Origin of the sequence: Pseudomonas sp. IT-P294 (assembly GCF_949767865.1) — a bacterium.
Lineage (GTDB): Bacteria > Pseudomonadota > Gammaproteobacteria > Pseudomonadales > Pseudomonadaceae > Aquipseudomonas.
Window position 1 is genome coordinate 61,406 of sequence record NZ_CATKQW010000007.1, and the last position, 19,992, is coordinate 81,397.

The 19,992-nt window shown below is 59.8% G+C and carries 18 protein-coding genes; 8 read left to right on the top strand and 10 right to left on the bottom strand.

The features are described from left to right. Positions 1-16: 16 nt before the first annotated feature. From ACM6I0_RS05885 to ACM6I0_RS05915, 7 genes are all read left to right on the top strand, one after another. Positions 17-1,222 carry an SfnB family sulfur acquisition oxidoreductase gene (locus ACM6I0_RS05885; protein WP_414921697.1) on the top strand — a complete coding sequence of 402 codons (1,206 nt, stop codon included), beginning with the start codon at positions 17-19 and terminating at the stop codon, positions 1,220-1,222. Then, the gene (locus ACM6I0_RS05890; protein WP_414921730.1) at positions 1,219-2,577 is read left to right on the top strand and encodes an LLM class flavin-dependent oxidoreductase; all 1,359 of its coding nucleotides are present in this window, start codon (positions 1,219-1,221) and stop codon (positions 2,575-2,577) included. The genes ACM6I0_RS05885 and ACM6I0_RS05890 overlap by 4 nt, the downstream gene beginning before the upstream one ends. A 152-nt stretch (positions 2,578-2,729) precedes the next feature. Then, a complete protein-coding gene (locus tag ACM6I0_RS05895) occupies positions 2,730-3,539 on the top strand; it encodes a MetQ/NlpA family ABC transporter substrate-binding protein (RefSeq protein WP_414921698.1) in 810 nt (269 codons plus the stop codon). Positions 3,540-3,541: 2 nt separating this feature from the next. Then, on the top strand, positions 3,542-4,663 hold the full coding sequence (locus ACM6I0_RS05900; RefSeq protein WP_414921699.1) for a methionine ABC transporter ATP-binding protein: 1,122 nt from the start codon (positions 3,542-3,544) through the stop codon (positions 4,661-4,663). Then, entirely contained in the window at positions 4,653-5,297 is a 645-nt protein-coding gene (locus ACM6I0_RS05905) for a methionine ABC transporter permease (protein ID WP_414921700.1), read from the top strand. The genes ACM6I0_RS05900 and ACM6I0_RS05905 overlap by 11 nt, the downstream gene beginning before the upstream one ends. 372 nt (positions 5,298-5,669) lie before the next feature. Beyond that, positions 5,670-6,026: a DUF6124 family protein gene (locus ACM6I0_RS05910; RefSeq protein WP_285433366.1), complete on the top strand. Its 357-nt coding sequence runs from the start codon at positions 5,670-5,672 to the stop codon at positions 6,024-6,026. Positions 6,027-6,223: 197 nt separating this feature from the next. After that, complete coding sequence (locus ACM6I0_RS05915) at positions 6,224-6,850, top strand: class I SAM-dependent methyltransferase (RefSeq protein WP_414921701.1); 627 nt, start codon at positions 6,224-6,226, stop codon at positions 6,848-6,850. A gap of 119 nt (positions 6,851-6,969) precedes the next feature. Here the strand turns inward: ACM6I0_RS05915 and ACM6I0_RS05920 are convergent, their stop codons facing one another. From ACM6I0_RS05920 to ACM6I0_RS05930, 3 genes are read right to left on the bottom strand one after another with little or no spacing between them, the layout of a single operon-like run. Continuing rightward, complete coding sequence (locus tag ACM6I0_RS05920) at positions 6,970-10,023, bottom strand: efflux RND transporter permease subunit (protein ID WP_414921702.1); 3,054 nt, start codon at positions 10,021-10,023, stop codon at positions 6,970-6,972. Then, the gene (locus tag ACM6I0_RS05925) at positions 10,020-11,087 is read right to left on the bottom strand and encodes an efflux RND transporter periplasmic adaptor subunit (RefSeq protein ID WP_414921703.1); all 1,068 of its coding nucleotides are present in this window, start codon (positions 11,085-11,087) and stop codon (positions 10,020-10,022) included. Before ACM6I0_RS05925 ends, ACM6I0_RS05920 begins: the two co-directional genes overlap by 4 nt. Then, positions 11,084-12,187 (bottom strand): efflux RND transporter periplasmic adaptor subunit, encoded by a 1,104-nt coding sequence (locus ACM6I0_RS05930; protein ID WP_414921704.1) that lies wholly within the window; start codon positions 12,185-12,187, stop codon positions 11,084-11,086. The genes ACM6I0_RS05925 and ACM6I0_RS05930 overlap by 4 nt, the downstream gene beginning before the upstream one ends. Positions 12,188-12,333: 146 nt before the next feature. Here ACM6I0_RS05930 and ACM6I0_RS05935 point away from each other — a divergent pair, with 146 nt between their 5' ends. Further along, the gene (locus ACM6I0_RS05935; RefSeq protein WP_414921705.1) at positions 12,334-13,530 is read left to right on the top strand and encodes an AAA family ATPase; all 1,197 of its coding nucleotides are present in this window, start codon (positions 12,334-12,336) and stop codon (positions 13,528-13,530) included. Positions 13,531-13,665: 135 nt separating this feature from the next. On the opposite strand, the gene ACM6I0_RS05940 is transcribed toward ACM6I0_RS05935, so the two are convergent. From ACM6I0_RS05940 to ACM6I0_RS05970, 7 genes are all read right to left on the bottom strand, one after another. Next, positions 13,666-14,532, bottom strand: a complete 867-nt coding sequence (locus ACM6I0_RS05940) for a transporter substrate-binding domain-containing protein (RefSeq protein WP_414921706.1) — start codon at positions 14,530-14,532, stop codon at positions 13,666-13,668. Beyond that, positions 14,529-15,311, bottom strand: a complete 783-nt coding sequence (locus tag ACM6I0_RS05945; protein ID WP_414921707.1) for an amino acid ABC transporter ATP-binding protein — start codon at positions 15,309-15,311, stop codon at positions 14,529-14,531. Before ACM6I0_RS05945 ends, ACM6I0_RS05940 begins: the two co-directional genes overlap by 4 nt. Beyond that, positions 15,308-15,967 carry an amino acid ABC transporter permease gene (locus ACM6I0_RS05950; RefSeq protein WP_008040219.1) on the bottom strand — a complete coding sequence of 220 codons (660 nt, stop codon included), beginning with the start codon at positions 15,965-15,967 and terminating at the stop codon, positions 15,308-15,310. Before ACM6I0_RS05950 ends, ACM6I0_RS05945 begins: the two co-directional genes overlap by 4 nt. Then, positions 15,948-16,613 carry an amino acid ABC transporter permease gene (locus tag ACM6I0_RS05955; RefSeq protein WP_259157409.1) on the bottom strand — a complete coding sequence of 222 codons (666 nt, stop codon included), beginning with the start codon at positions 16,611-16,613 and terminating at the stop codon, positions 15,948-15,950. Before ACM6I0_RS05955 ends, ACM6I0_RS05950 begins: the two co-directional genes overlap by 20 nt. Before the next feature lie 544 nt (positions 16,614-17,157). Further along, positions 17,158-17,940 carry a MetQ/NlpA family ABC transporter substrate-binding protein gene (locus tag ACM6I0_RS05960; protein ID WP_027922262.1) on the bottom strand — a complete coding sequence of 261 codons (783 nt, stop codon included), beginning with the start codon at positions 17,938-17,940 and terminating at the stop codon, positions 17,158-17,160. A 163-nt stretch (positions 17,941-18,103) separates the two neighbouring features. Next, positions 18,104-19,036, bottom strand: a complete 933-nt coding sequence (locus ACM6I0_RS05965; protein WP_285433352.1) for a sigma 54-interacting transcriptional regulator — start codon at positions 19,034-19,036, stop codon at positions 18,104-18,106. A 56-nt stretch (positions 19,037-19,092) separates the two neighbouring features. Further along, complete coding sequence (locus ACM6I0_RS05970; RefSeq protein WP_285433350.1) at positions 19,093-19,674, bottom strand: alpha/beta hydrolase; 582 nt, start codon at positions 19,672-19,674, stop codon at positions 19,093-19,095. Between the last annotated feature and the right edge of the window lie 318 nt (positions 19,675-19,992).

The window sequence follows — 19,992 nt, forward strand, 5'->3', positions numbered from 1 at the left end:
ATCTCTGGAGAAACACATGACTTTTTCTCACCACGTCGCGGTCATAACCAGCGATGAGCAAGCCCTGATTGTCGCCAGCGACCTGGCCGAAGACTTCAAGCGTGACAGCGCTCTGCGTGACCGCGAACGCCGTTTGCCGCACCCGGAGCTCGACGTGTTTTCCCGTTCGGGTCTTTGGGGCATCAGCGTGCCCAAGGCGTACGGCGGTGCCGGAGTATCCAACGTCACGCTGGCCAAAGTGATCGCCCTGATCGCCCAGGCTGACGGCTCGCTTGGGCAAATCCCGCAGAACCATTTCTACGCCCTCGAAGTGCTGCGTGTGAACGGCAGCGAAGAGCAGAAAAAACGGCTCTACGCCGAAGTCTTGGCCGGTCAGCGCTTCGGCAATGCCTTGGCTGAACTGGGCACCAAAACCGCCCACGACCGGATCACCCGCCTGACCCCTGATTTGCATGGAGAGAGTGCTGGCTACCGCATCAACGGCCGCAAGTTCTACGCCACCGGCGCGATTTACGCGCAACGCATCCCGACTTCGGTGGTGGATGAAAACGGCGTGCAGCAACTGGCGTTCGTGCCTCGCGACAGCAAAGGCCTGACGGTCATCGACGACTGGAGCGGTTTTGGCCAGCGCACCACCGGCAGCGGTTCGGTGGTGTTCGAAGACGTTTACGTCGCCGCCGAAGACGTGATCGCGTTTCAAACCGCCTTCGAGCGTCCGACCCCGGTCGGCCCGTTGGCGCAAATTCTTCATGCCGCCATCGACACCGGCATCGCCCGCGCCGCGTATGAAGATGCACTGCATTTCGTGCGCACCAAAACCCGGCCCTGGATCGACGCCACGCACGAAAAAGCCACCGACGACCCGCTGACCCTCAAGAGCTTCGGCCACTTGAGCATTCGCCTGCACGCCGCTGAAGCCTTGCTGGAACGCTCCGGCGAATTCCTCGACAAGGCGCAGGCCGAGACCAACGCCGAGACGGTCGCCGCGGCCTCGATTGCCGTCGCCGAAGCCCGTGCCCTGAGCACCGAAATCTCCCTCGCCGCCGGCAGCACGCTGTTTGAACTGGCCGGCAGCCAGGCGACGTTGATCGAACACGGCCTGGATCGCCACTGGCGCAACGCACGGGTGCACACGCTGCACGACCCGGTGCGCTGGAAGTATCACGCCGTCGGCAATTACTACCTCAACGATGAAAACCCTCCGTTGCGAGGGACCATCTGATGGCCGCGAAAAAGAAGATCCTGCTCAACGCGTTCAACATGAACTGCATCGGGCACATCAACCATGGCCTGTGGACGCATCCAAGGGACACCTCCACTCAATACAAGACAATTGAATACTGGACCGAACTGGCGCAGTTGCTGGAGCGCGGGCTGTTCGACGGTTTGTTTATCGCCGACATCGTCGGCGTGTACGACGTCTACCAGAACTCTGTGGATGTGCCGCTCAAAGAATCGATCCAGCTGCCGGTCAACGATCCACTGCTGCTGGTTTCCGCGATGGCCGCGGTCACCAAAAACCTTGGTTTCGGCCTGACCGCCAACCTGACCTACGAACCGCCGTATCTGTTCGCCCGGCGCATGTCGACGCTCGATCATTTGAGCCGTGGCCGAGTCGGTTGGAACATCGTCACCGGTTACCTCGACAGCGCCGCCAAGGCCATGGGCCTGAGTGAACAAGTCGAGCACGACCGGCGTTACGACCAGGCCGATGAATACCTGGAGGTGCTCTACAAACTCTGGGAAGGCAGCTGGGAAAACGGCGCGGTACTCAATGACCCACAGCAACGGATCTACGCCCAACCCGAGAAAGTGCACAAGGTCGAACACAAGGGCGAGTTCTATCAGGTCGAGGGTTATCACCTCTGCGAACCGTCGCCGCAACGCACGCCGGTGCTGTTCCAGGCCGGCAGTTCGGATCGCGGTTTGCTGTTCGCCGGGCGTCATGCCGAATGCGTGTTCATCAGTGGCCAGAACAAACCATCGACCAAGGTTCAGGTGGACAAGGTTCGCGCCAGCGCCGTCGAGGCTGGGCGCAATCCCGAGGACATCAAGGTCTTCATGGGGCTGAACGTGATTGTCGGCGCCACTGAAGAGCTGGCCTGGGCCAAGCATGCCGAGTACCTGAGCTATGCCAGCGCCGAGGCCGGCGTCGCGCATTTTTCGGCGTCGACCGGTATCGATTTTTCCGAATACGAGATCGACGAACCGATCCAGTACGTGAAGAGCAACGCGATCCAGTCAGCCACCAAGAACCTGCAAAACAACGACTGGACCCGGCGCAAATTGCTCGAGCAACACGCCCTCGGTGGCCGCTACATCACCGTCGTCGGTTCGCCTGAGCAAGTGGCTGACGAACTGGAATCGTGGATCGCTGAAACCGGGCTCGATGGCTTCAACCTGACTCGGATTGTCACGCCGGAAAGCTATGTGGATTTCATTGAGCTGGTGATTCCGGAGCTGCAGCGCCGAGGGTCGTACAAGACGGCTTATGACACGGGCAGCCTGCGGGAAAAACTGTTTCATGCCGAGGCGCATTTGCCTGAGCAACACACCGGCTCCCACTACCGACACTAATTCCCTGATACCGATCGTTCCCACGCTCTGCGTGGGAATGCAGCCAGTGACGCTCCGCGTCACCACCGCAGGGACGCGGAGCGTCCCGGGAGGCATTCCCACGCGGAGCGTGGGAACGATCGAAAATTTATGCACTGACTGGAAAATCAATCATGAAAAAGACCCGCCTCTCCTACCCAGTCAAAGCACTGGCCCTGGCCCTCGGCCTCTTCAGCTCCGTCACCTTCGCCGCCGACGCGCCGCTGAAAGTGGGCACCACCGCCGCTTTCGCCATCCCGCTGGAAGCCGCCGTCGAAGAAGCCAAGAAACAAGGCCTGCAAGTTGACCTGGTGGAATTCAGCGACTGGATCGCCCCCAACGTCAGCCTTGCGGCCGGCGACATCGACGTGAATTACTTCCAACACGTCCCGTTCCTGGAAAACGCCAAAGCCGCCGCCGGTTTTGACCTGGTGCCGTTCGCCCCCGGGATCATCAACAACGTCGGCCTCTACTCGAAGAAATACAAAAGCTTCGACGAACTGCCAGAAGGTGCCAGCGTCGCCATCGCCAACGACCCGATCAACAGCGGGCGCGGCCTTCAACTGTTGGCCAAGGCGGGCCTGATCACCCTCAAACCGGGTGTCGGCTACAAAGCCACCGAAGAAGACATCATCGCCAACCCGAAGAAAATCAAAATCCTTCAGGTTGAAGCCGTGCAACTGGTGCGCGCCTACGACGACGCCGACCTGGTCCAGGGTTACCCGGCCTACATTCGTCTGTCGAAGACCTTCGATGCCGGTTCTGCCCTGCTGTTCGACGGCCTCGATCACAAGGAATACGTCATCCAGTTCGTGATCCAGCCGAAGAGCAAAACCGACCCGCGCCTGATCAAGTTCGTTGATATCTACCAGCACTCGCCTGCCGTTCGTGCAGCGCTGGACAAGGCCCACGGCAAGCTCTACCAAGCCGGTTGGGAAAGCTGAGGATGACGGCAGCCACCCAACGGCGACTGGAGATTCCAGAGCCTCATAAAGCTGCACAGACCGAACTGCACCCGGACCTCAATCGCGCCCACGTGCGCTTTATCGGCCTGGGTAAAACCTACAATGGCCAGCAAGGTCCGGTGGCGGCACTGCACGGCATCGACCTGGCGATCCAGCGCGGTGAAGTGTTCGGCATCATCGGCCGCAGCGGCGCCGGCAAGTCGTCGCTGATCCGCACCATCAACCGCCTCGAACAGCCGAGCACCGGTCGGGTGCTGATCGATCAAGTGGACATCGGCGAGTTCGATGAGGATCGCCTGGTGGCGCTGCGCCGACGGATCGGCATGATCTTCCAGCACTTCAATTTGATGTCGGCCAAGACGGTTTGGCAGAACGTCGAGTTGCCGCTGAAAGTCGCTGGCGTGCCCAAGGAAAAACGCGAGCAAAAGGTCCGTGAATTGCTCGAACTGGTCGGGCTGCAAGGCAAGCACAAGGCCTATCCGGCGCAGCTGTCCGGCGGCCAGAAACAACGCGTCGGCATCGCCCGCGCGTTGGTGCACGACCCGGCGATCCTGCTGTGCGACGAAGCCACTTCCGCGCTGGACCCGGAGACCACGCAATCGATCCTCGGCCTGCTGCGTGAGATCAATCAGCGCCTGGGGTTGACCATCGTATTGATCACTCACGAGATGGCCGTGATTCGCGATATCTGCGACCGCGTCGTGGTGCTGGAACATGGTCGAATCGTCGAGCAAGGGCCGGTCTGGGAAGTCTTCGGCAACCCGCAACATGAGGTCAGCAAGACTCTACTCGCACCGTTGCAACATGGCTTGCCGGAAGAACTGCAAAGCCGCTTGCGCCCTCAGCCACAGTCCTCGGACGCCGCCGTGGTGCTGCGCTTGCAGTTCACCGGCAGCGCGAGCGATGAACCGGATCTGGCCGCGCTGTTCGCCGCGCTCGGCGGTCGTGTGCGCTTGCTGCAAGGTGGCGTGGAGCGGATTCAGGGTCATGCGCTCGGGCAACTGCTGCTGGCAGTGACCGGCTCGTCCCACGGCGCAGAGCAATTGCGCCAGCGCGCCGGCGATTGGGCGCAACAGGTGGAGGTGCTCGGTTATGTGGTTTGATCGCTTGCTGCAAGGTTTCATCGACACGTTTTTGATGGTCGGTGTGTCGTCGCTGATTGCGCTGCTGGCGGGCATACCGTTGGCGGTGATCCTGGTCACCAGCTCCAAGGGCGGGATCTATGAAGCACCGGGGCTGAACCGTGCATTGGGCGCGTTCGTGAACCTGTTTCGCTCGATTCCGTTTTTGATCCTGATGGTGGCGCTGATTCCGTTCACCCGACTGATCGTCGGCACCACGTATGGCGTCTGGGCCGCCGTGGTGCCACTGACGATCGCGGCGACGCCATTCTTTGCGCGCATTGCCGAAGTCAGTTTGCGCGAGGTCGATCACGGTTTGATCGAAGCGGCGCAGGCGATGGGTTGCCGGCGCTGGCACATTGTCTGGCATGTGTTGTTGCCAGAGGCGCTGCCGGGGATTGTCGGCGGCTTCACTATCACGTTGGTGACGATGATCAACTCGTCGGCCATGGCTGGGGCGATTGGGGCCGGTGGGCTTGGGGACATCGCGTACCGGTATGGTTATCAGCGATTTGATAGCCATATCATGCTGACGGTGATTGTGCTGCTGGTGGTGTTGGTGGCGGTGATTCAGTTGGGTGGGGACCGCTTGGCGCGGGGGTTGAACAAGCGCTAAGTGGGGTGTCTGCCTTCAGGAGCGGGGAACATTTCCCACAGGAAAATCAGCGCGCCTACAGGCTTGATCCCTTCCACTTGCAGGACATTTCCTAGATCATTCCGCTCGCTTGCGCCTGCCAATTTCGGTGGCTAGTCTCGGTCCGTCACTGCTCATCAGTGATCGGGTTTAGTCGCTCGGAACACACCAGGCGCACAGCGCCACCTCTTGTCAGGTGTTTTATCACCTGAAATTTATGGTGGCTGTGCGCAGGGCACCCTCGGGTGCGCCGGTATTTCCTGGTGACCGGTCGACTAACCTGCGTGCAGCCGCCACCCCTGTTCGTTTAGTCGCGATATCGGTTGGCTCCAACTAATACCAGGAGTTTTACCAATGAAAAGATCCGTCCCCGATCCGCCTCCCGAAACATCCACCCAAGGCAATCCCACCGACGATCCGCCAAGAGACCGTTCTGCCCTTTATCGTGCAATCGATTTCTACCTCACCGGAGAACAGCCATCAGCGCCCGACGAGCTGCGGTTCTACAACGTCAGTGAAGACGTGAGTTTTGAAGACACCCAACTCTATGTTGCGGATCTACTGCGTTGTGCCTCGGTCACCGCGTATCAGTGTGGCGATCACCTCAAAGGGGCGGATCGGGCCATGGTGTTCTCGGTTTGGCATTTGCTGGAGATCGCCAAGGCCATGGTTGATCGATCCATTGATTGTTTGGGGATGAAGCGGGCCTGAGTCTGGCCTGAGTCTTCAGTCGCCAGTGTTACCGCTTTCGCGAGCAAGCTCGCTCCCACATTGGATCTGTACCGTACACAAGATTTGTGTTCGCTGGAGATCAACTGTGGGAGCGAGCTTGCTCGCGAATGGCTGCGAAGCAGACCCATGTGTGATGGCGTATATTCGGCAAATCCCCATTGCCTGCGCAGCCGACCATGAAACAGACCCCCGCCGACCTCGAGCAGATCACCTCCACCACCCTGGGCCATTACAACTCGGTGGCCGAAGGTTTTCGCGAAGGGACTCGCGATCATGATGTCAGCCAGAACATCGATGCCCTGCTGCGGCATATTCAGGGCGAGCCGCCATTCGACATTCTCGATTTTGGCTGTGGCCCGGGGCGAGATTTGAAAACCTTCATACGCATGGGCCACACCGCCGTCGGGCTGGATGGTTCAGAGAAGTTTGCGCAAATGGCGCGTGAAGACAGCGGTTGCGAGGTGTGGCAGCAGGACTTTCTGAAACTGGATCTACCGGCTGAGCGCTTCGACGGGATATTTGCCAATGCGGTGCTGTTTCACATCCCGCGCCAGGAATTGCCTCGGGTGTTGAAGGAGTTGCGAGGGGCGTTGAAACCCGGTGGCGTGTTGTTCAGTTCCAATCCGCGTGGCGAGAATCAGGAAGGCTGGAACGGGCCGCGGTATGGGGCGTATCACGACTTGGCGGCATGGCAGCAATTGCTGACCGAAGCCGGGTTTGTCGAGCTGGAACATTACTACCGACCGGCGGGGCTGCCGCGAGAGCAGCAGCCTTGGCTGGCTAGCGTCTGGCGTAAGCCCTAGACATGATCGTTCCCACGCTCTGCGTGGGAATGCCTCAAGGGACGCTCCGCGTCCAGTGACGCGGTGCGTCACGGGCTACATTCCCACGCAGAGCGTGGGAACGATCATTAGCGCTCGCTTTACCGCAGCTCTTTCTTCGGTTCGCGGATTTTGTACCAAGCCACATAAAGCGCCGGCAAAAACAGCAACGTCAGCAAGGTGGCGATGATGATCCCGCCGATCATCGCGTACGCCATCGGCCCCCAGAACACTTCCCGGGCAATCGGGATCATCCCCAGGCTCGCCGCCGCAGCGGTCAACAGGATCGGTCGACGACGATGTTCCGTGGCCTTCGCCACGGCATCCCACGGTAAATAGCCTTCCTTCTCCAACGCATCGATCTGAGTCACCAGAATCACCGAGTTGCGGATGATGATGCCGATCAGCGCCAGAATCCCCAGGATCGCCACGAAGCCCATCGGCGTTCCCGTCGGAACCAACGCCAGCACCACGCCGATCAACCCGAGGGGCGCGACACTCGCCACCAGGAACAGCTTCTGCACGCTGTGCAACTGGATCATCAGGAAGGTCGCCATCAGGAACAACATCAACGGCACCACCTTGGCAATCGGCCCTTGGGCCTTGCCGCTTTCCTCTACCGTACCGCCGGTGGCAACCGAGTAACCCACCGGCAAACCGGCGGCGAATTTGTCGATGTCCGGCTTGAGCTGTTTCACCAGGTCGGTCGGCTGTATCTCGTCGCGCATCGCGGCCTTGACCGTAATGGTCGGCTTGCGGTCGCGGCGCCAGACCAGCGGCTGCTCCAGGTCATAGCGCACGGTGGCAAACGCCAGCAGCGGTATGGAGGTGCCGCCCGGTGTCACGATCTGTAAGTTCTGCAGGGTTTCGGGTGTGCCGCGTTCCGCGTCTTCAGCACGGCCCACGACGTTGATCAGGTAGATATCATCATCAACCTGGGTGATCGGCGCCCCGACAACGATGCTGTTCATCAGGTTGGCCACGTCTTCCGACGACAGCCCCAACTGCCGCGCCTTGTCTTGGGCGATGTCGATACGCAGGACTTTGCCCGGCTCGTTCCAGTCGTAAATGATCTCGCCAATGTGCGGGTTTTTGTCCAGTACGGTGGCCAGGGCGATCGCCTGCTTGCGCACCTGATCGATGTCCTTGCCGCTGACCCGGTATTGAATCGGACGGCCGACCGGCGGGCCCATTTCCAGCGCCTGGACGTAGCTGCCGATGCCGACGAAATCTTTGCGCAACCGTTCACGCAAGCGCTGGCTGAGGGCAATGCGCGACTCCAGGTCTTTGCTGACGATGACCAGTTGCGCGTAGTACGGGTTCTGCAGTTGCTGGTCGAGCGGCAGGTAGAAACGAATCGCCCCCTCGCCGATGTACGTGCTCCAGCGCACGATGTCCGGATCGTCCTTGAGCGTTGCTTCAAGTTTGTCCACAGCCTTGCGGGTTTCACCGATGGAGGCGTTTTGCGGCAGGTTCAAGTCGACGAGGATTTCCGGGCGGTCCGAGGACGGGAAGAACTGGTTTTGCACGAACTGCATGCAAAATACCGACGCCACGAACAGCGCAATTGTGATGCCGATGGCCCACCAGCGATTGCGCATCGACCACAGCATGCCGTAATTGAACGCACGACCGATGCGCCCGGGCTCGGCGTCATGGGGTTTCACATTGGCGCTGAGGATGTGCACGCCGATCACCGGGGCGAACAGCACCGCGACGATCCACGACACCAGCATCGCCACGGCGATTACCGCGAACAGGGTGAAGGTGTACTCGCCGGCCGAACTGGCGTTGAGGCCAATCGGCACGAAACCGGCGACGGTCACCAGCGTGCCGGTGAGCATCGGGAACGCGGTCGAGGTGTAGGCGAACGTCGCCGCCTGCTCCTTGGTCTCGCCCATTTCCAGGCGCGTGACCATCATCTCCACCGTGATCATCGCATCGTCCACCAGCAAGCCGAGGGCGATGATCAGCGCACCGAGGGAAATCCGCTGCATGGTGATGCCGCTGTATTCCATGAAGACAAAGACCATCGCCAGCACCAGCGGGATCGAGCACGCCACCACCAGCCCGGCACGTACGCCAAGGCTGACGAAACTGACGATCAGCACGATCACTACCGCTTCGAACAATGCACTGGTGAAACCGCCGACGGCTTTTTCCACCACTTCGGCCTGGTCGGACACGGTGTGAACTCCGACGCCCACCGGCAAGTCCGCGGTCAGGTCGGTCATGCGCTGGTGCAGTGCCTTGCCGAACACCTGGATGTTGCCGCCCTTCTTCATCGCAATGGCGAGGCCGATGGCCGGGTGGCCGTTGAAGCGAAACTCCGGTGTCGCCGGGTCGACGTAACCACGGCTGATGTCAGCGATGTCGGCCAAACGGTAGAAGCGATCATTGAGTCGCAAGTTGACGTTGGCCAGGTCCTTTTCGGATTCGAACTGCCCCGAGGTGCGCACCGAAATGCGCTCCGGTCCCGCTTCGATCACCCCGGCCGGCGTCACCGCGTTCTGGCCTTGCAGGCTCTGCACCACCTGGCGCTGATCAATGCCCAGCGCTGCCAGCTTGCGGGTGGAGAAATTCAGGTAGAGGACTTCGTCCTGCTCACCGATCATCTCGACCTTGCCCAACCCCGGCACTTCACGAATTTCAGCGCGCACTTGCTCGACGTAATCGCGCAACTGGCGCATCGACAAGCCGTCAGCGGTAAAAGCGTACACCGAACCAAACACGTCACCGAATTCGTCGTTGAACCCCGGCCCTTGCAGGCCCTGAGGGAAATCGCCGCGAATGTCGTTGATCTTCTTGCGCACCTGATACCAGATTTCCGGGATGTCCTTGGCACTGGTGGTGTCGCGCAGGTTGACGAACACTGTGGATTCGCCGGGACGGGTGTAGCTTTTCACGTAGTCGAGGGAGTCGAGCTCTTCGAGTTTTTTCTCGATGCGGTCAGTGACCTGCTTGAGGGTTTCTTCCTGGGTCGCGCCAGGCCAGCGGGTCTGGATCACCATGGTTTTGATGGTGAAGGACGGGTCTTCCTCGCGGCCGAGGTTCATGTACGAGAACACGCCCATCAACAGCGCGACGAACATCAAATACCAGACAAACGACTGATGCTTGAGGGCCCATTCGGATAAGTTGAAACTCCCTTTCATTGCGGGCTGTCCTCATCGATTTTGACTTTTTGCCCAGGTTTCAGGCTGTTCACACCGGCACTGACTACCCGCTCGCCGGACTTCACACCATCGGCCAGGATCATCGTCGAATCGGTTCGGCTGATCAGGCTGACGTCACGTGGGGCCACGGTCTGGGCCTGCGCATCGATGACCCAGATGCGGGTTTTGCCATCCACCTCCTGCAGCGCGCTCAAGGGCAGCTCGATCCGCGGTTTGATCGCCGAGCTTAGGGTCACGCTGATCGCGGTGCCCAGGCGAAAACCGGGGGGTGTTTCAGTCAGGGTCAGGCGGGCGCGACGGGTACGGGTCGCGCTTTGGGCCTGTGGTTCGATTTCGCGAATGGTCGCCGTCGTGGTGATGCTCGGGTCCAGTTGCGCCGCGACCTGGAAAACCACGTCCGCAGGCAATTGATCGACCAAGGTATCGGGCAGGTCGATCACGGCTTCCTTGATGTCCGGTTGTGCCAGGGTCACCACTTGCTGGCCTGCGCTGACAACTTGCCCGGCTTCGGCATTCCAGGCGGTGACGATGGCTTTGTGGTCGGCGTGCAGTTCGACGTAGTTGAGTTGATCCTTGGCCTGGTCGACCGCAGCCTTTGCCTGATCGAGAGAAGCCTGGGTGGTCTTCAGGTCAGTCTGTGCGATGTCGAGTTGCGCCTGGGCGCCCACGCCGCGATCGAACAACTCCTGCTGCCGACGGGCATTGGCCTGGGCGTTGATGAATTGGGCCTGGACACTGGCCAGATTACCTTGCGCGGAACGCAGCTGGTTCTGCTGATCGGTGGGGTCGAGGGTGGCGAGCAATGCTCCCTTGTCGACTTCGGCACCGACATCGACCTGACGGCTGGCAATGCGTCCCGGCACGCGGAAACCAACGTTGCTTTCATAACGAGCCTGGATGCTGCCGGCGAAGCGGCCGAGATTTTCTTCGTCCAGCGCCTCGACCTTGATCGACAGCACCGGGCGCACAGGTTCCGGCGGAGGTTCTTTTTTCGAGCAGGCGACCAGCATCACCGCGGTGCAGACCAATAACAGGCGCTTCATGGCTGGGCTTCCACGGCTAAATCCTTATAAGTATTTTCGGCGATCTCAACTTTCACGCCGGGGTGCAGCAACTGGCCGCCCGCGATAATGACTTTCTCGCCGCCGTCCAGGCCGGCGCTGATGATCACTTTGCCGGTCAGGTAGCGTCCGACCGTGACGGTGTGCAATTGCGCCTTGCCCTCACCGTCGACCAGCCAGACAGCCGGTTCGCTGATATTTTTGGTCAGCGCCGACCAGGGCAGTTCAACCGCCGCCTTGCCCGGCAACTTGGCCGTGGCGCTGACCACCGAGCCCAGTTGCATGCCTTCGGGCAGGCTGCTCAGGCTGACTTTGACCTGCACCGTGCCGGTCTGGGCCGAGACGGCCGGAGTCACTTCGCGCACGGTGCCGGTGGTTTGGATCGCCGGGTTGTCGAGCAGGCTGACCGCCAGGGTTTTGCCTTCAGGCCGTTCCGTCAGCAGTGATTCGTAGACGTTGAACACCGCGTCGCGCTCGCCATCGCGGGCCAGGCTGAAAATCGGCACCGTCGCCTGCACCACCTGACCGACCTCGGCCTGACGCGCTGTAATCACGCCCGGCGCGTCGGCAATCAGCGCGGTGTAGCTGAGTTGTTCGCGCGCGTTGGCCAGTTGCGCCTGCGCGGCCGTGAGCGCGCTCTGACTGCTGCGCAATGCGGCTTGCGCGGAGTCGTATTCGCTTTGGCTGGTGTAGCCCTTGGGCAGGAGCTTTTGCTGGCGAACGAAGGCGGCGGAGGTCTGTGTGACCCGCGCTTGCTCGGCGACCACCTGAGCCTGGGCTGAGTTGACGTTGGTCTGCAGGTCTTTGGGATCGAGTTTGGCCAGCACTTGTCTGGCCGAAACCCGGTCACCGACATCGACCATGCGCTGCACGATCTTGCCGCCCACGCGGAACGACAGTTCGGTCTGGACGCGGGCTTGAACATCACCGGTGAGTGTCACCGAGGCGGCGTAATCCGCTGCTTTAACCTCTTGGACGAAGACCCGTGGGCGCTCCTTCTCAACGGGCTTTTTATCGCCGCACGCAGTCAGCAAGACCAGAAGGCTCAGGCCAACCACTGTTTTCAATCCGGGACCAGCCATGCAAACTCCTTTGCGTTGTACGGACGTGCCAATGGCGATACGACTGTGAGCTTAGAACAGGGTTCCACGGGCGCACTTGCGATCTTTATACTCCCTCTCGATCGTTCCCATGCTCTCGTGGTAACGATCAGAGACAGGAAGCTCTTATGCTCAAAACCCTCGCGGTGGCCAATTACCGCTCGATCAACAAATTGGTGATTCCGCTGGGCCGGTTGAACCTGATCACCGGCCCCAACGGCAGCGGCAAATCCAACCTCTACCGCGCGTTGCGCCTGCTGGCGGAAACCGCCCAGGGTGGGGTGGTCAATGCCTTGGCCCGCGAGGGTGGGCTGGACTCGACGTTCTGGGCCGGGCCGGAAAACATCACCCGGCGCATGCGAAACGGCGAGGTGCCGATCGAAGCGACCGTGCGCCACGGTGCCAAACGCCTGCGCCTGGGCTTTGCCGGTGAAGACTTCGGTTACTCGATCAGCCTCGGGTTACCCGAATCCAATGGCCATTTCATGTTACCCGGACACAGTTCGCCCATTGCGTCGCGTTTCAGCCTCGACCCGCAAATCAAGCGTGAATGCCTTTGGGCCGGAGCATTCTATCGTCCAGCGAGCCTGCTGGTGGATCGCGACGGCCCGATGATTCGCACCCGAGCCAGCCGCAACTGGGAAGTGCAGGCGCAACACACGCCGAATTTCGACAGCCTGTTCGATCAGGTCGGCAGCCTGCGGACCTCGCCGGAGGTTCTGGAGATGCGCGAGTTCATCCGCCGCTGGCGCTTCTACGATCACTTTCGCAGCGACGCCGACGCACCGGTGCGTCAACCACAACTGGGCACCCGCACGCCGGTTTTGCATCACGACGGCAGGGATCTGGCGGCGGCATTACAGACCATTATCGAAATTGGCGACCCCGAAGCACTGTGGGCCGCCATCAGCGACGCCTTTCCCGGTGCGCGATTGAACATCGCGCCATTGCCGGGCGGGCGATTTGCGATTGAGTTTTTTCAGGAAGGATTATTGCGGCCATTGTCCGCGGCCGAGTTGTCAGACGGAACACTGCGATATTTGTTGCTGGTGGCGGCACTGCTGACGCCTCGGCCACCGACGCTGATGGTGCTGAACGAGCCGGAAACCAGTTTGCACCCGGACCTGCTGCCCGCGTTGGCGCGATTGATTATCCGCGTCTCTGAGCAATGCCAGGTGTGGGTCGTGTCGCATGCGCGGCGGCTGATTTCAGCGTTGCAGGAAGATCCCGAATGCAATTGCATTGTGCTGGAGAAAACATTGGGCCAGACCGGGATTGTCGGGCAGCGGATGCTGGATGAACCCGCCTGGTATTGGCCGGATTGATCATCGCCTGAAATACCGCCTTCGCGGGCAAGCCCGCTCCCACATTCAGACCGCGTCCGCCGAGACAACTCGGTCTACTGTGGGAGCGAGCTTGCTCGCGATGACGGCCGAGAGAGCACCGCAAAGGTCAGTGCATCAACCCTGCCACTTCCCACCCTCGACAATCACGCTTTCAGGCTTGGTGTCATCGCTCAGCTCTTTGCGCACGTATTGGTCATACAGCTTGAGCAAATACTTCTCTTCGCCCAGCTTCGCCAACTCGGTATTCACCCAGTCACGCAATTCGATATTGCCCTTCTTCACCGCCGGCGCAATCGGTGCTTCAGCACCCAGCGTCTGGGTCAGAACGCGGTAGCCCGGGTTCTGCTTGGCCCAGCTGAACAGCACCAGATTGTCCTGCGCATAGGCATCACCTCGACCATTGGCCAAGGCTTGCAGCGACTCTGAGTTTTTTTCGAACTTCAGCAGCGTCCAGTCCGGGTGGTTCTTGGTCAGCCAGATATCCGCCGTGGTGCCTGTGGTCACGATGGTGGTGCGAGTCGCCAGGTCGTCGAGGTTTTTCACCGAACTCGATTGAGGCACCAACGCCTGCACCGCCACCTTGAGGTTCGGGTTGGTGAACTCCACGGCTTCCTTGCGCTCCGGGGTGACCGTCATGTTGGCCAGGATCAGATCGACCTTGTCGCTTTGCAGGAATGGAATCCGGCTGGCAGGTTCCACCGCGACGAATTCGACTTTGTTCTCGTCGCCCAGCAGGTCCTTGGCGAATTGACGGCCAATGTCGGTATCGAACCCCACATAACGCCCGGCCTCATTGACGAACCCGAACGGCGGCTTGTCGGTGAAGACGCCGACGATCAGCTTGTCCCGCGCCTTGATTTTTTCCAGATAGCTGGCGCTGGTGGTCGCAGGTTTGGCAGGCGCTTCGGTTTTGTTGCAACCGGCCAGCAACGCGAGGCCGAGCAGTGGGAGTAGCAGCAGTGAAGCCTTGGCAGTTTTCATAGCAGTTCCAGTTCCTTTGTATGAGTCGTTTTGGGTAGTGCGGCGACGTAGGAGAACTTCTCCAGGAACTGCTGCGCTCGTGCGGTTTGCGGGTTCGTAAAGAAAATCTCGGGAGGGTTTTGTTCGAGGATTCGCCCGGCATCCATGAACACAATCCGGTCAGCCACGGCGCGGGCAAACGCCATTTCGTGGGTGACGATCAGCAGGGTCATGCCCTCGCGGGCCAGACCTTGAATGACTTCCAGCACTTCCTTGACCATTTCCGGGTCGAGGGCGGCGGTGACTTCATCGAAGAGCATGACCTTGGGGTTCATGCACAGCGAACGGACGATGGCGATGCGTTGCTGCTGGCCACCGGAGAGCTGACGCGGGAAGGCGTCGCGCTTATCCAGAAGACCCACGCGCGCCAGCAAGGCTTCAGCCTGATCCCGGGCTTCACGGCGGTCGCGCTTTTGCACTTTGACCGGGCCGAGCAACAGGTTGTCGAGCACGCTCATGTGCGGGAACAGGTGATAACTCTGGAACACCATGCCGATCTGTTGTCTCACTTCGCGCCAGTCAGTGCCCTTGTCCAGCAACTCGCGGCCGGCAAAATTCAAGCTGCCGCTGTGGGCGACTTCAAGACCGTTAAGGCAACGCAACAAGGTGCTTTTACCGCAGCCGCTGGGCCCGAGAATAACGATGACTTCACCCGAATTCACCTTAAGGTCGATGCCATCGAGCACCTGCTGCTCGCCGAAAAACTTGTTGAAACCCTTGAACTCGATCAATGCGCTCATGCTTGCGTCCAGCGCCGCTCCAGCACGCGCGAGGCGGCTGACAGCGGGTAGCAGATGAAAAAGAAAAACAGGAACAGTGCGCCGTAGATCAGCACTGATTCGTAGGTGCGTTCGATGATTTGCTGGCCGACCTTGATCACGTCCACTACACCGATCAGCACGGCCAGGGAGCTGGTCTTGATGATCCGCGTGTAGACGTTGATGGTCGGCGGCGTCATGCGCTTCAGCGCCTGAGGCAGCAGCACGTAGCCGTAGAGTTGCGGACCGTTCAGGCCAATCGACAACCCGGCCTCACGCTGCCCGCGTGGCAACGAATGCAACGCGCCGCGCACCACTTCGCCCACCTCGCTGGCGCCCCACAACGACAGCACCAGCACCGCGCACCAGAAACTCGGAATGCTCAGGCCGAAAAAAATCGGCAGGCCAAAAAACAGCAGGTACAACCACACCAGTACCGGGATCGCCCGGAACAACTCCAGGTAGACCCGCAGGATCGCGTTCAGCCATTTCGAATTCAGCGTGCGCAACACGCCGTAGAGCACACCGCCGACGGTACTGATGACGATGCTCAGGAAAGAAATCGACAGGGTTTGCGCCGCGCCCTTGCCCAGTTGCGGCAACGACACCCACAGCAACTCAAGACCCGAACTGGCCATGCTGGAGCCTCCTTTCCAGGCGGCTGAGCAGCAGCGACAGCGGCAAAAACAGCAGCACGCAAATCAGCGTCAGCACGGCGAGCATTTCGTAGGTTTTGTAATAGAGCGCGATGTAGCTTTTGGTGGTGTAGAGAATCTCTGGCACCGCCACGGCGGAGACCACCGTGGTTTCCTTGAGCAGGAAAATGAAATTGGCGAACAGCGACGGCAAGCTGAGTATCCCGGCTTGCGGCAGGATCACGTAGCGCAGCAATTGTCCGTGCGAGAGGCCGATGGAGCGACCGGATTCGAGTTGTGCCTGGGGCACGGCGTCCACGCCGGCACGCAGCACCTCAGTGAGGTAAGCCCCACCGAGGAAGGTCATGGTGATGATCGCCGCCGCAAAGCCCGAAACCTTGATACCCAGCGCTGGCAAAGCGAAGTAGACGAAGAACAGTTGAATGAGCAGCGGTGTGTTGCGCGCCAGCTCTACATAGAGCCCGACCAGCCGTTGCAAGTAGGGCGTGCGAAACACCAGGATCGTTGCATTGATCAGAGCCACCAGCAGCGAAGTGCCGATGGCGATAAAGCCGACCTGGAGCGTCACGCCCACGGCGCTGAGAAACGCCGGCAGGGTGCTGAGGATAAAAGCGTAATCGAAGTTCATTGAACATCCTGGACGTCGCAGGGTAAGCGACGGTGGTGCAGTCCATGGGCGGTGGATAACGACCCGGCAGACACCGACTTTAAAGGTATAAAAAGAAGAATTTAAATACCGTTAAAGCATATTGATATCACGCAAAAAACTACCTGCGGATTTGCCGAGGTTGGGGAAGACGACTATTTTCCTTTGCGCTGTAGGAGGGATCTTTTTTTCAAAAAGCCCCTCCAAGGACGCACAGCTTTTGGCCAGACTCCCCCGGCCGAACTATCACAAGGAAGAGAACATGGCAGACGTAAAAGTGCCGCAGCGGCTGGATCCGCAGGAAATCGTGAAGTTGTTGGTGGCGTTACGCCGGGCGTTGAAGGCCAGGGCGGCCTAGGAGATGTGGATCGTTCCCACGCTCTGCGTGGGAATGCAGCCCGTGACGCTCCGCGTCACTGGACGCGGAGCGTCCCTTGAGGCATTCCCACGCAGAGCGTGGGAACGATCACGCCGACGCTATACCAGCCATCGGCGTTCGAAACCTTGAAGGGGTTTACCTCGTGAATCAGAACGCTGGCAGTACCGCGCCGCTGTATTTCTTCTCGATGAAGGCTTTCACTTCCGGGCTGGTCAAGGCTTTGGCCAGTTTCTGGATGGCAACGCTGTCCTTGTTGTCTGGACGAGCCACCAGGAAGTTCACGTAAGGCGAATCGGCACCTTCGATCACCAGCGCATCTTTAGCCGGGTTCAGACCGGCTTCCAGCGCGTAGTTGGTGTTGATCATGTCCAGGTCAACCTGGTCCAGCACGCGCGGCAGCATGGCCGATTCGAGTTCCTTGAACTTGAAGTTGTGCGGGTTCTTGGCGATGTCTTTCGGGGTAGCCAGGGCGTTTTTCGGGTCTTTCAACTCGATCAGGCCAGCCTTCTGCAGCAGAATCAGGGCACGGCCGCTGTTGCTGCCTTCGTTCGGGATGGCAATGGTCGCGCCGTCCTTCAGCTCAGCCAGGGTTTTGACTTTCTTGGAGTAGCCACCGAACGGTTCGACGTGGACGCCGATCACGGTCACCAGATTAGTGCCTTTGCCTTCGTTGAAGCTTTTCAGGTACGGCAGGGTCTGGAAGTAGTTGGCGTCCAGACGCTTCTGGTCGACCTGTACGTTCGGCTGAACGTAGTCGGTGAACACTTTGATTTCCAGGTCCACGCCTTCTTTGGCGAGGGTTGGCTTGATCAGTTCCAGAATCTCGGCGTGTGGAATCGGGGTCGCCGCAACCACCAGTTTCTCGCCAGCCTGGGCCAGGCCCGCGGTCAGGGCAGCCGCCAGTGCGGTGAACAACAGAACCTTTTTCATGCAGTGTCCTTATCGAAAATCACGGTCGTCATCGACGACGGCTTGTTTAGTACGAGTGCCAGTGAAGTGCTATCGCTGGCGTGAAGCGGACAATACCGGGATTTTTTATTCCCGAACAATATCTTTTATTCACCTTCATATTCCATTTTGTTCATACAGACCGCTATAGCGTCTGCGTCAGGCTTTCCAGCAAACGCTTGAGTTCGGAACGCTCGGCAGCCGTGCCGTTTTTGATCGCATGGGCCACTTGCTGCTCGATCTGCAGCAACGACACAGGCGCCTCTGGCAGATTCAAATGCTCAGGCAAAATCTCATCGCCGGTGCTGACCAGCAGCGCAAAGTGAATGACGTTTTCCAGCTCCCGGGTGTTGCCCGGCCAACTGTGTCGCTCCAGCACAAGCTGCGCCGCTTCGCTGATCAGCGGCACCGGCAGATCAAGGCGCTGGCTGTAGATGCCGAGGAAATATTCGGACAACGAAAGAATATCGCCGACCCGATCACGCAGCGCCGGCAGTTCGAGTTGTCCTTCGCTGAGGTAGTGATAAAGCCGCTCATGAAATTTTCCGGCGGCCACTGCTTGCGCCAGGTCGATGCTGGTGGCGGCCACCAAGCGCACGTCGACCGGGCTCGGTTGATGAGCGCCAACGCGGGTCACCTCGTGGTTTTCCAGCGCAGCCAGCAACTTGATCTGGATCGGCAACGGCAGGTCGCCGATTTCATCCAGGTACAGGGTTCCACCGTTGGCCGAGCCGAACCAGCCTGCGCGGCTACTGGCCGAACCGGTGTAACTGCCGGCGGCGTAACCGAACAGTTCAGCGTCGGCGTAGGTCGGGCTGATCGCGCCGCAATTCACCGAGACAAATAGCCCGCCTCGATCACTGGCGCGATGGATGTGCCGCGCGAGTAATTCTTTACCGCTGCCGGTTTCGCCACGGATCAATACCGAGATCGAGCGCGGTGCCAGTTGTTCCAGTTCCTGGCGCAACTGGCGAGAACGTGGATCGACAAACACCAGGGCCTTGGCGCGGATGCTCAGCGGGCTTTTTTCGGCGTCGGGAAAGGTCAGCAATGGCTGGCCGAAGGTTTCAAAACTCATGGCAGACTCCCGCCCAACACCGCCAGGAGACGGGGGGCGTTTAACAATAAAAAAGTTTAAGCACGTCGCAGGGCGTGGTGTTCCATTCGGTTTTGCAGGCGATAGAGATAGGCAAATCCCTGCTCCCAGCGCTGATGGCCGGACTTCACATTGATGTGACCAGCACCGGACAAAATTCCCGCCTCGGCGCCCCAGTTGCGGGCAAGCTCAAGGGCTCGGGCGGCACTCACGGCGCTGTCGTTGTCGGAGCTGACGACCTGACTCGGGAAAGGCAGCAAGTGGTTCGGAATCGGTGCGAAGTTACGCAGCGCCGGCGAGCAGGCCGGGCGCTCGACATCCGCCGGCGCGACCAGCAAGGCACCGCGCACCTGACGCAAAAAGTGCAGCGGCGCAGTGGCAGCCCAATGGGCGACGGTAATGCAGCCCAGGCTATGGGCGATCAAGATCACGGGTGTGCTGTCGGCGGCAATCGCCTCGGCCAGCGCGGCGACCCAGTCTTCACGACGCGGCGTCAGCCAATCGGCTTGCTCCACCCGCGCGCTGTTCGGCAGGCTGTTCTGCCAATGGCTTTGCCAATGATCTTCTGGCGATCCTTGCCAGCCCGGCACAATCAGGTAGCGAATTGATTCGTTGCGCATGGGGGAACTCTCCTGCTGCGTGTCTGTTCCTGGTCGAGTATAGGGAGGAGAGTTATATTCGTTAAGGAATAAGAAGCTATTTATTAAGACCCGCATCGAATAACAAAATCACTGGCCACGACGGTTTGTGTTTGTATGGAATAAAAAAAGGGGCCGCACCCTGCCAAGGAGACGGCCCCGGAAACTCAAAATGTGTGAGCGCTGTTCAACAGCCCTGAGGCCCATGATTGGCGAAACCAGTTATCTAACAAAGGAATATTTAATTACTTTATTAGACCTTAATTGCATATACCAATCATCCTCAACAGACGCCGAACC

Excerpts from the sequence above, each read along its gene's own strand:
- ACM6I0_RS05885 (WP_414921697.1), top strand. The coding sequence starts at position 17 with ATGACTTTTTCTCACCACGTCGCGGTCATAACCAGCGATGAGCAAGCC.
- ACM6I0_RS05895 (WP_414921698.1), top strand. The coding sequence starts at position 2,730 with ATGAAAAAGACCCGCCTCTCCTACCCAGTCAAAGCACTGGCCCTGGCC.
- ACM6I0_RS05900 (WP_414921699.1), top strand. The coding sequence starts at position 3,542 with ATGACGGCAGCCACCCAACGGCGACTGGAGATTCCAGAGCCTCATAAA.
- ACM6I0_RS05905 (WP_414921700.1), top strand. The coding sequence starts at position 4,653 with ATGTGGTTTGATCGCTTGCTGCAAGGTTTCATCGACACGTTTTTGATG.
- ACM6I0_RS05910 (WP_285433366.1), top strand. The coding sequence starts at position 5,670 with ATGAAAAGATCCGTCCCCGATCCGCCTCCCGAAACATCCACCCAAGGC.
- ACM6I0_RS05915 (WP_414921701.1), top strand. The coding sequence starts at position 6,224 with ATGAAACAGACCCCCGCCGACCTCGAGCAGATCACCTCCACCACCCTG.
- ACM6I0_RS05920 (WP_414921702.1), bottom strand. The coding sequence starts at position 10,023 with ATGAAAGGGAGTTTCAACTTATCCGAATGGGCCCTCAAGCATCAGTCG.
- ACM6I0_RS05925 (WP_414921703.1), bottom strand. The coding sequence starts at position 11,087 with ATGAAGCGCCTGTTATTGGTCTGCACCGCGGTGATGCTGGTCGCCTGC.
- ACM6I0_RS05930 (WP_414921704.1), bottom strand. The coding sequence starts at position 12,187 with ATGGCTGGTCCCGGATTGAAAACAGTGGTTGGCCTGAGCCTTCTGGTC.
- ACM6I0_RS05935 (WP_414921705.1), top strand. The coding sequence starts at position 12,334 with ATGCTCAAAACCCTCGCGGTGGCCAATTACCGCTCGATCAACAAATTG.
- ACM6I0_RS05940 (WP_414921706.1), bottom strand. The coding sequence starts at position 14,532 with ATGAAAACTGCCAAGGCTTCACTGCTGCTACTCCCACTGCTCGGCCTC.
- ACM6I0_RS05945 (WP_414921707.1), bottom strand. The coding sequence starts at position 15,311 with ATGAGCGCATTGATCGAGTTCAAGGGTTTCAACAAGTTTTTCGGCGAG.
- ACM6I0_RS05950 (WP_008040219.1), bottom strand. The coding sequence starts at position 15,967 with ATGGCCAGTTCGGGTCTTGAGTTGCTGTGGGTGTCGTTGCCGCAACTG.
- ACM6I0_RS05955 (WP_259157409.1), bottom strand. The coding sequence starts at position 16,613 with ATGAACTTCGATTACGCTTTTATCCTCAGCACCCTGCCGGCGTTTCTC.
- ACM6I0_RS05960 (WP_027922262.1), bottom strand. The coding sequence starts at position 17,940 with ATGAAAAAGGTTCTGTTGTTCACCGCACTGGCGGCTGCCCTGACCGCG.
- ACM6I0_RS05965 (WP_285433352.1), bottom strand. The coding sequence starts at position 19,036 with ATGAGTTTTGAAACCTTCGGCCAGCCATTGCTGACCTTTCCCGACGCC.
- ACM6I0_RS05970 (WP_285433350.1), bottom strand. The coding sequence starts at position 19,674 with ATGCGCAACGAATCAATTCGCTACCTGATTGTGCCGGGCTGGCAAGGA.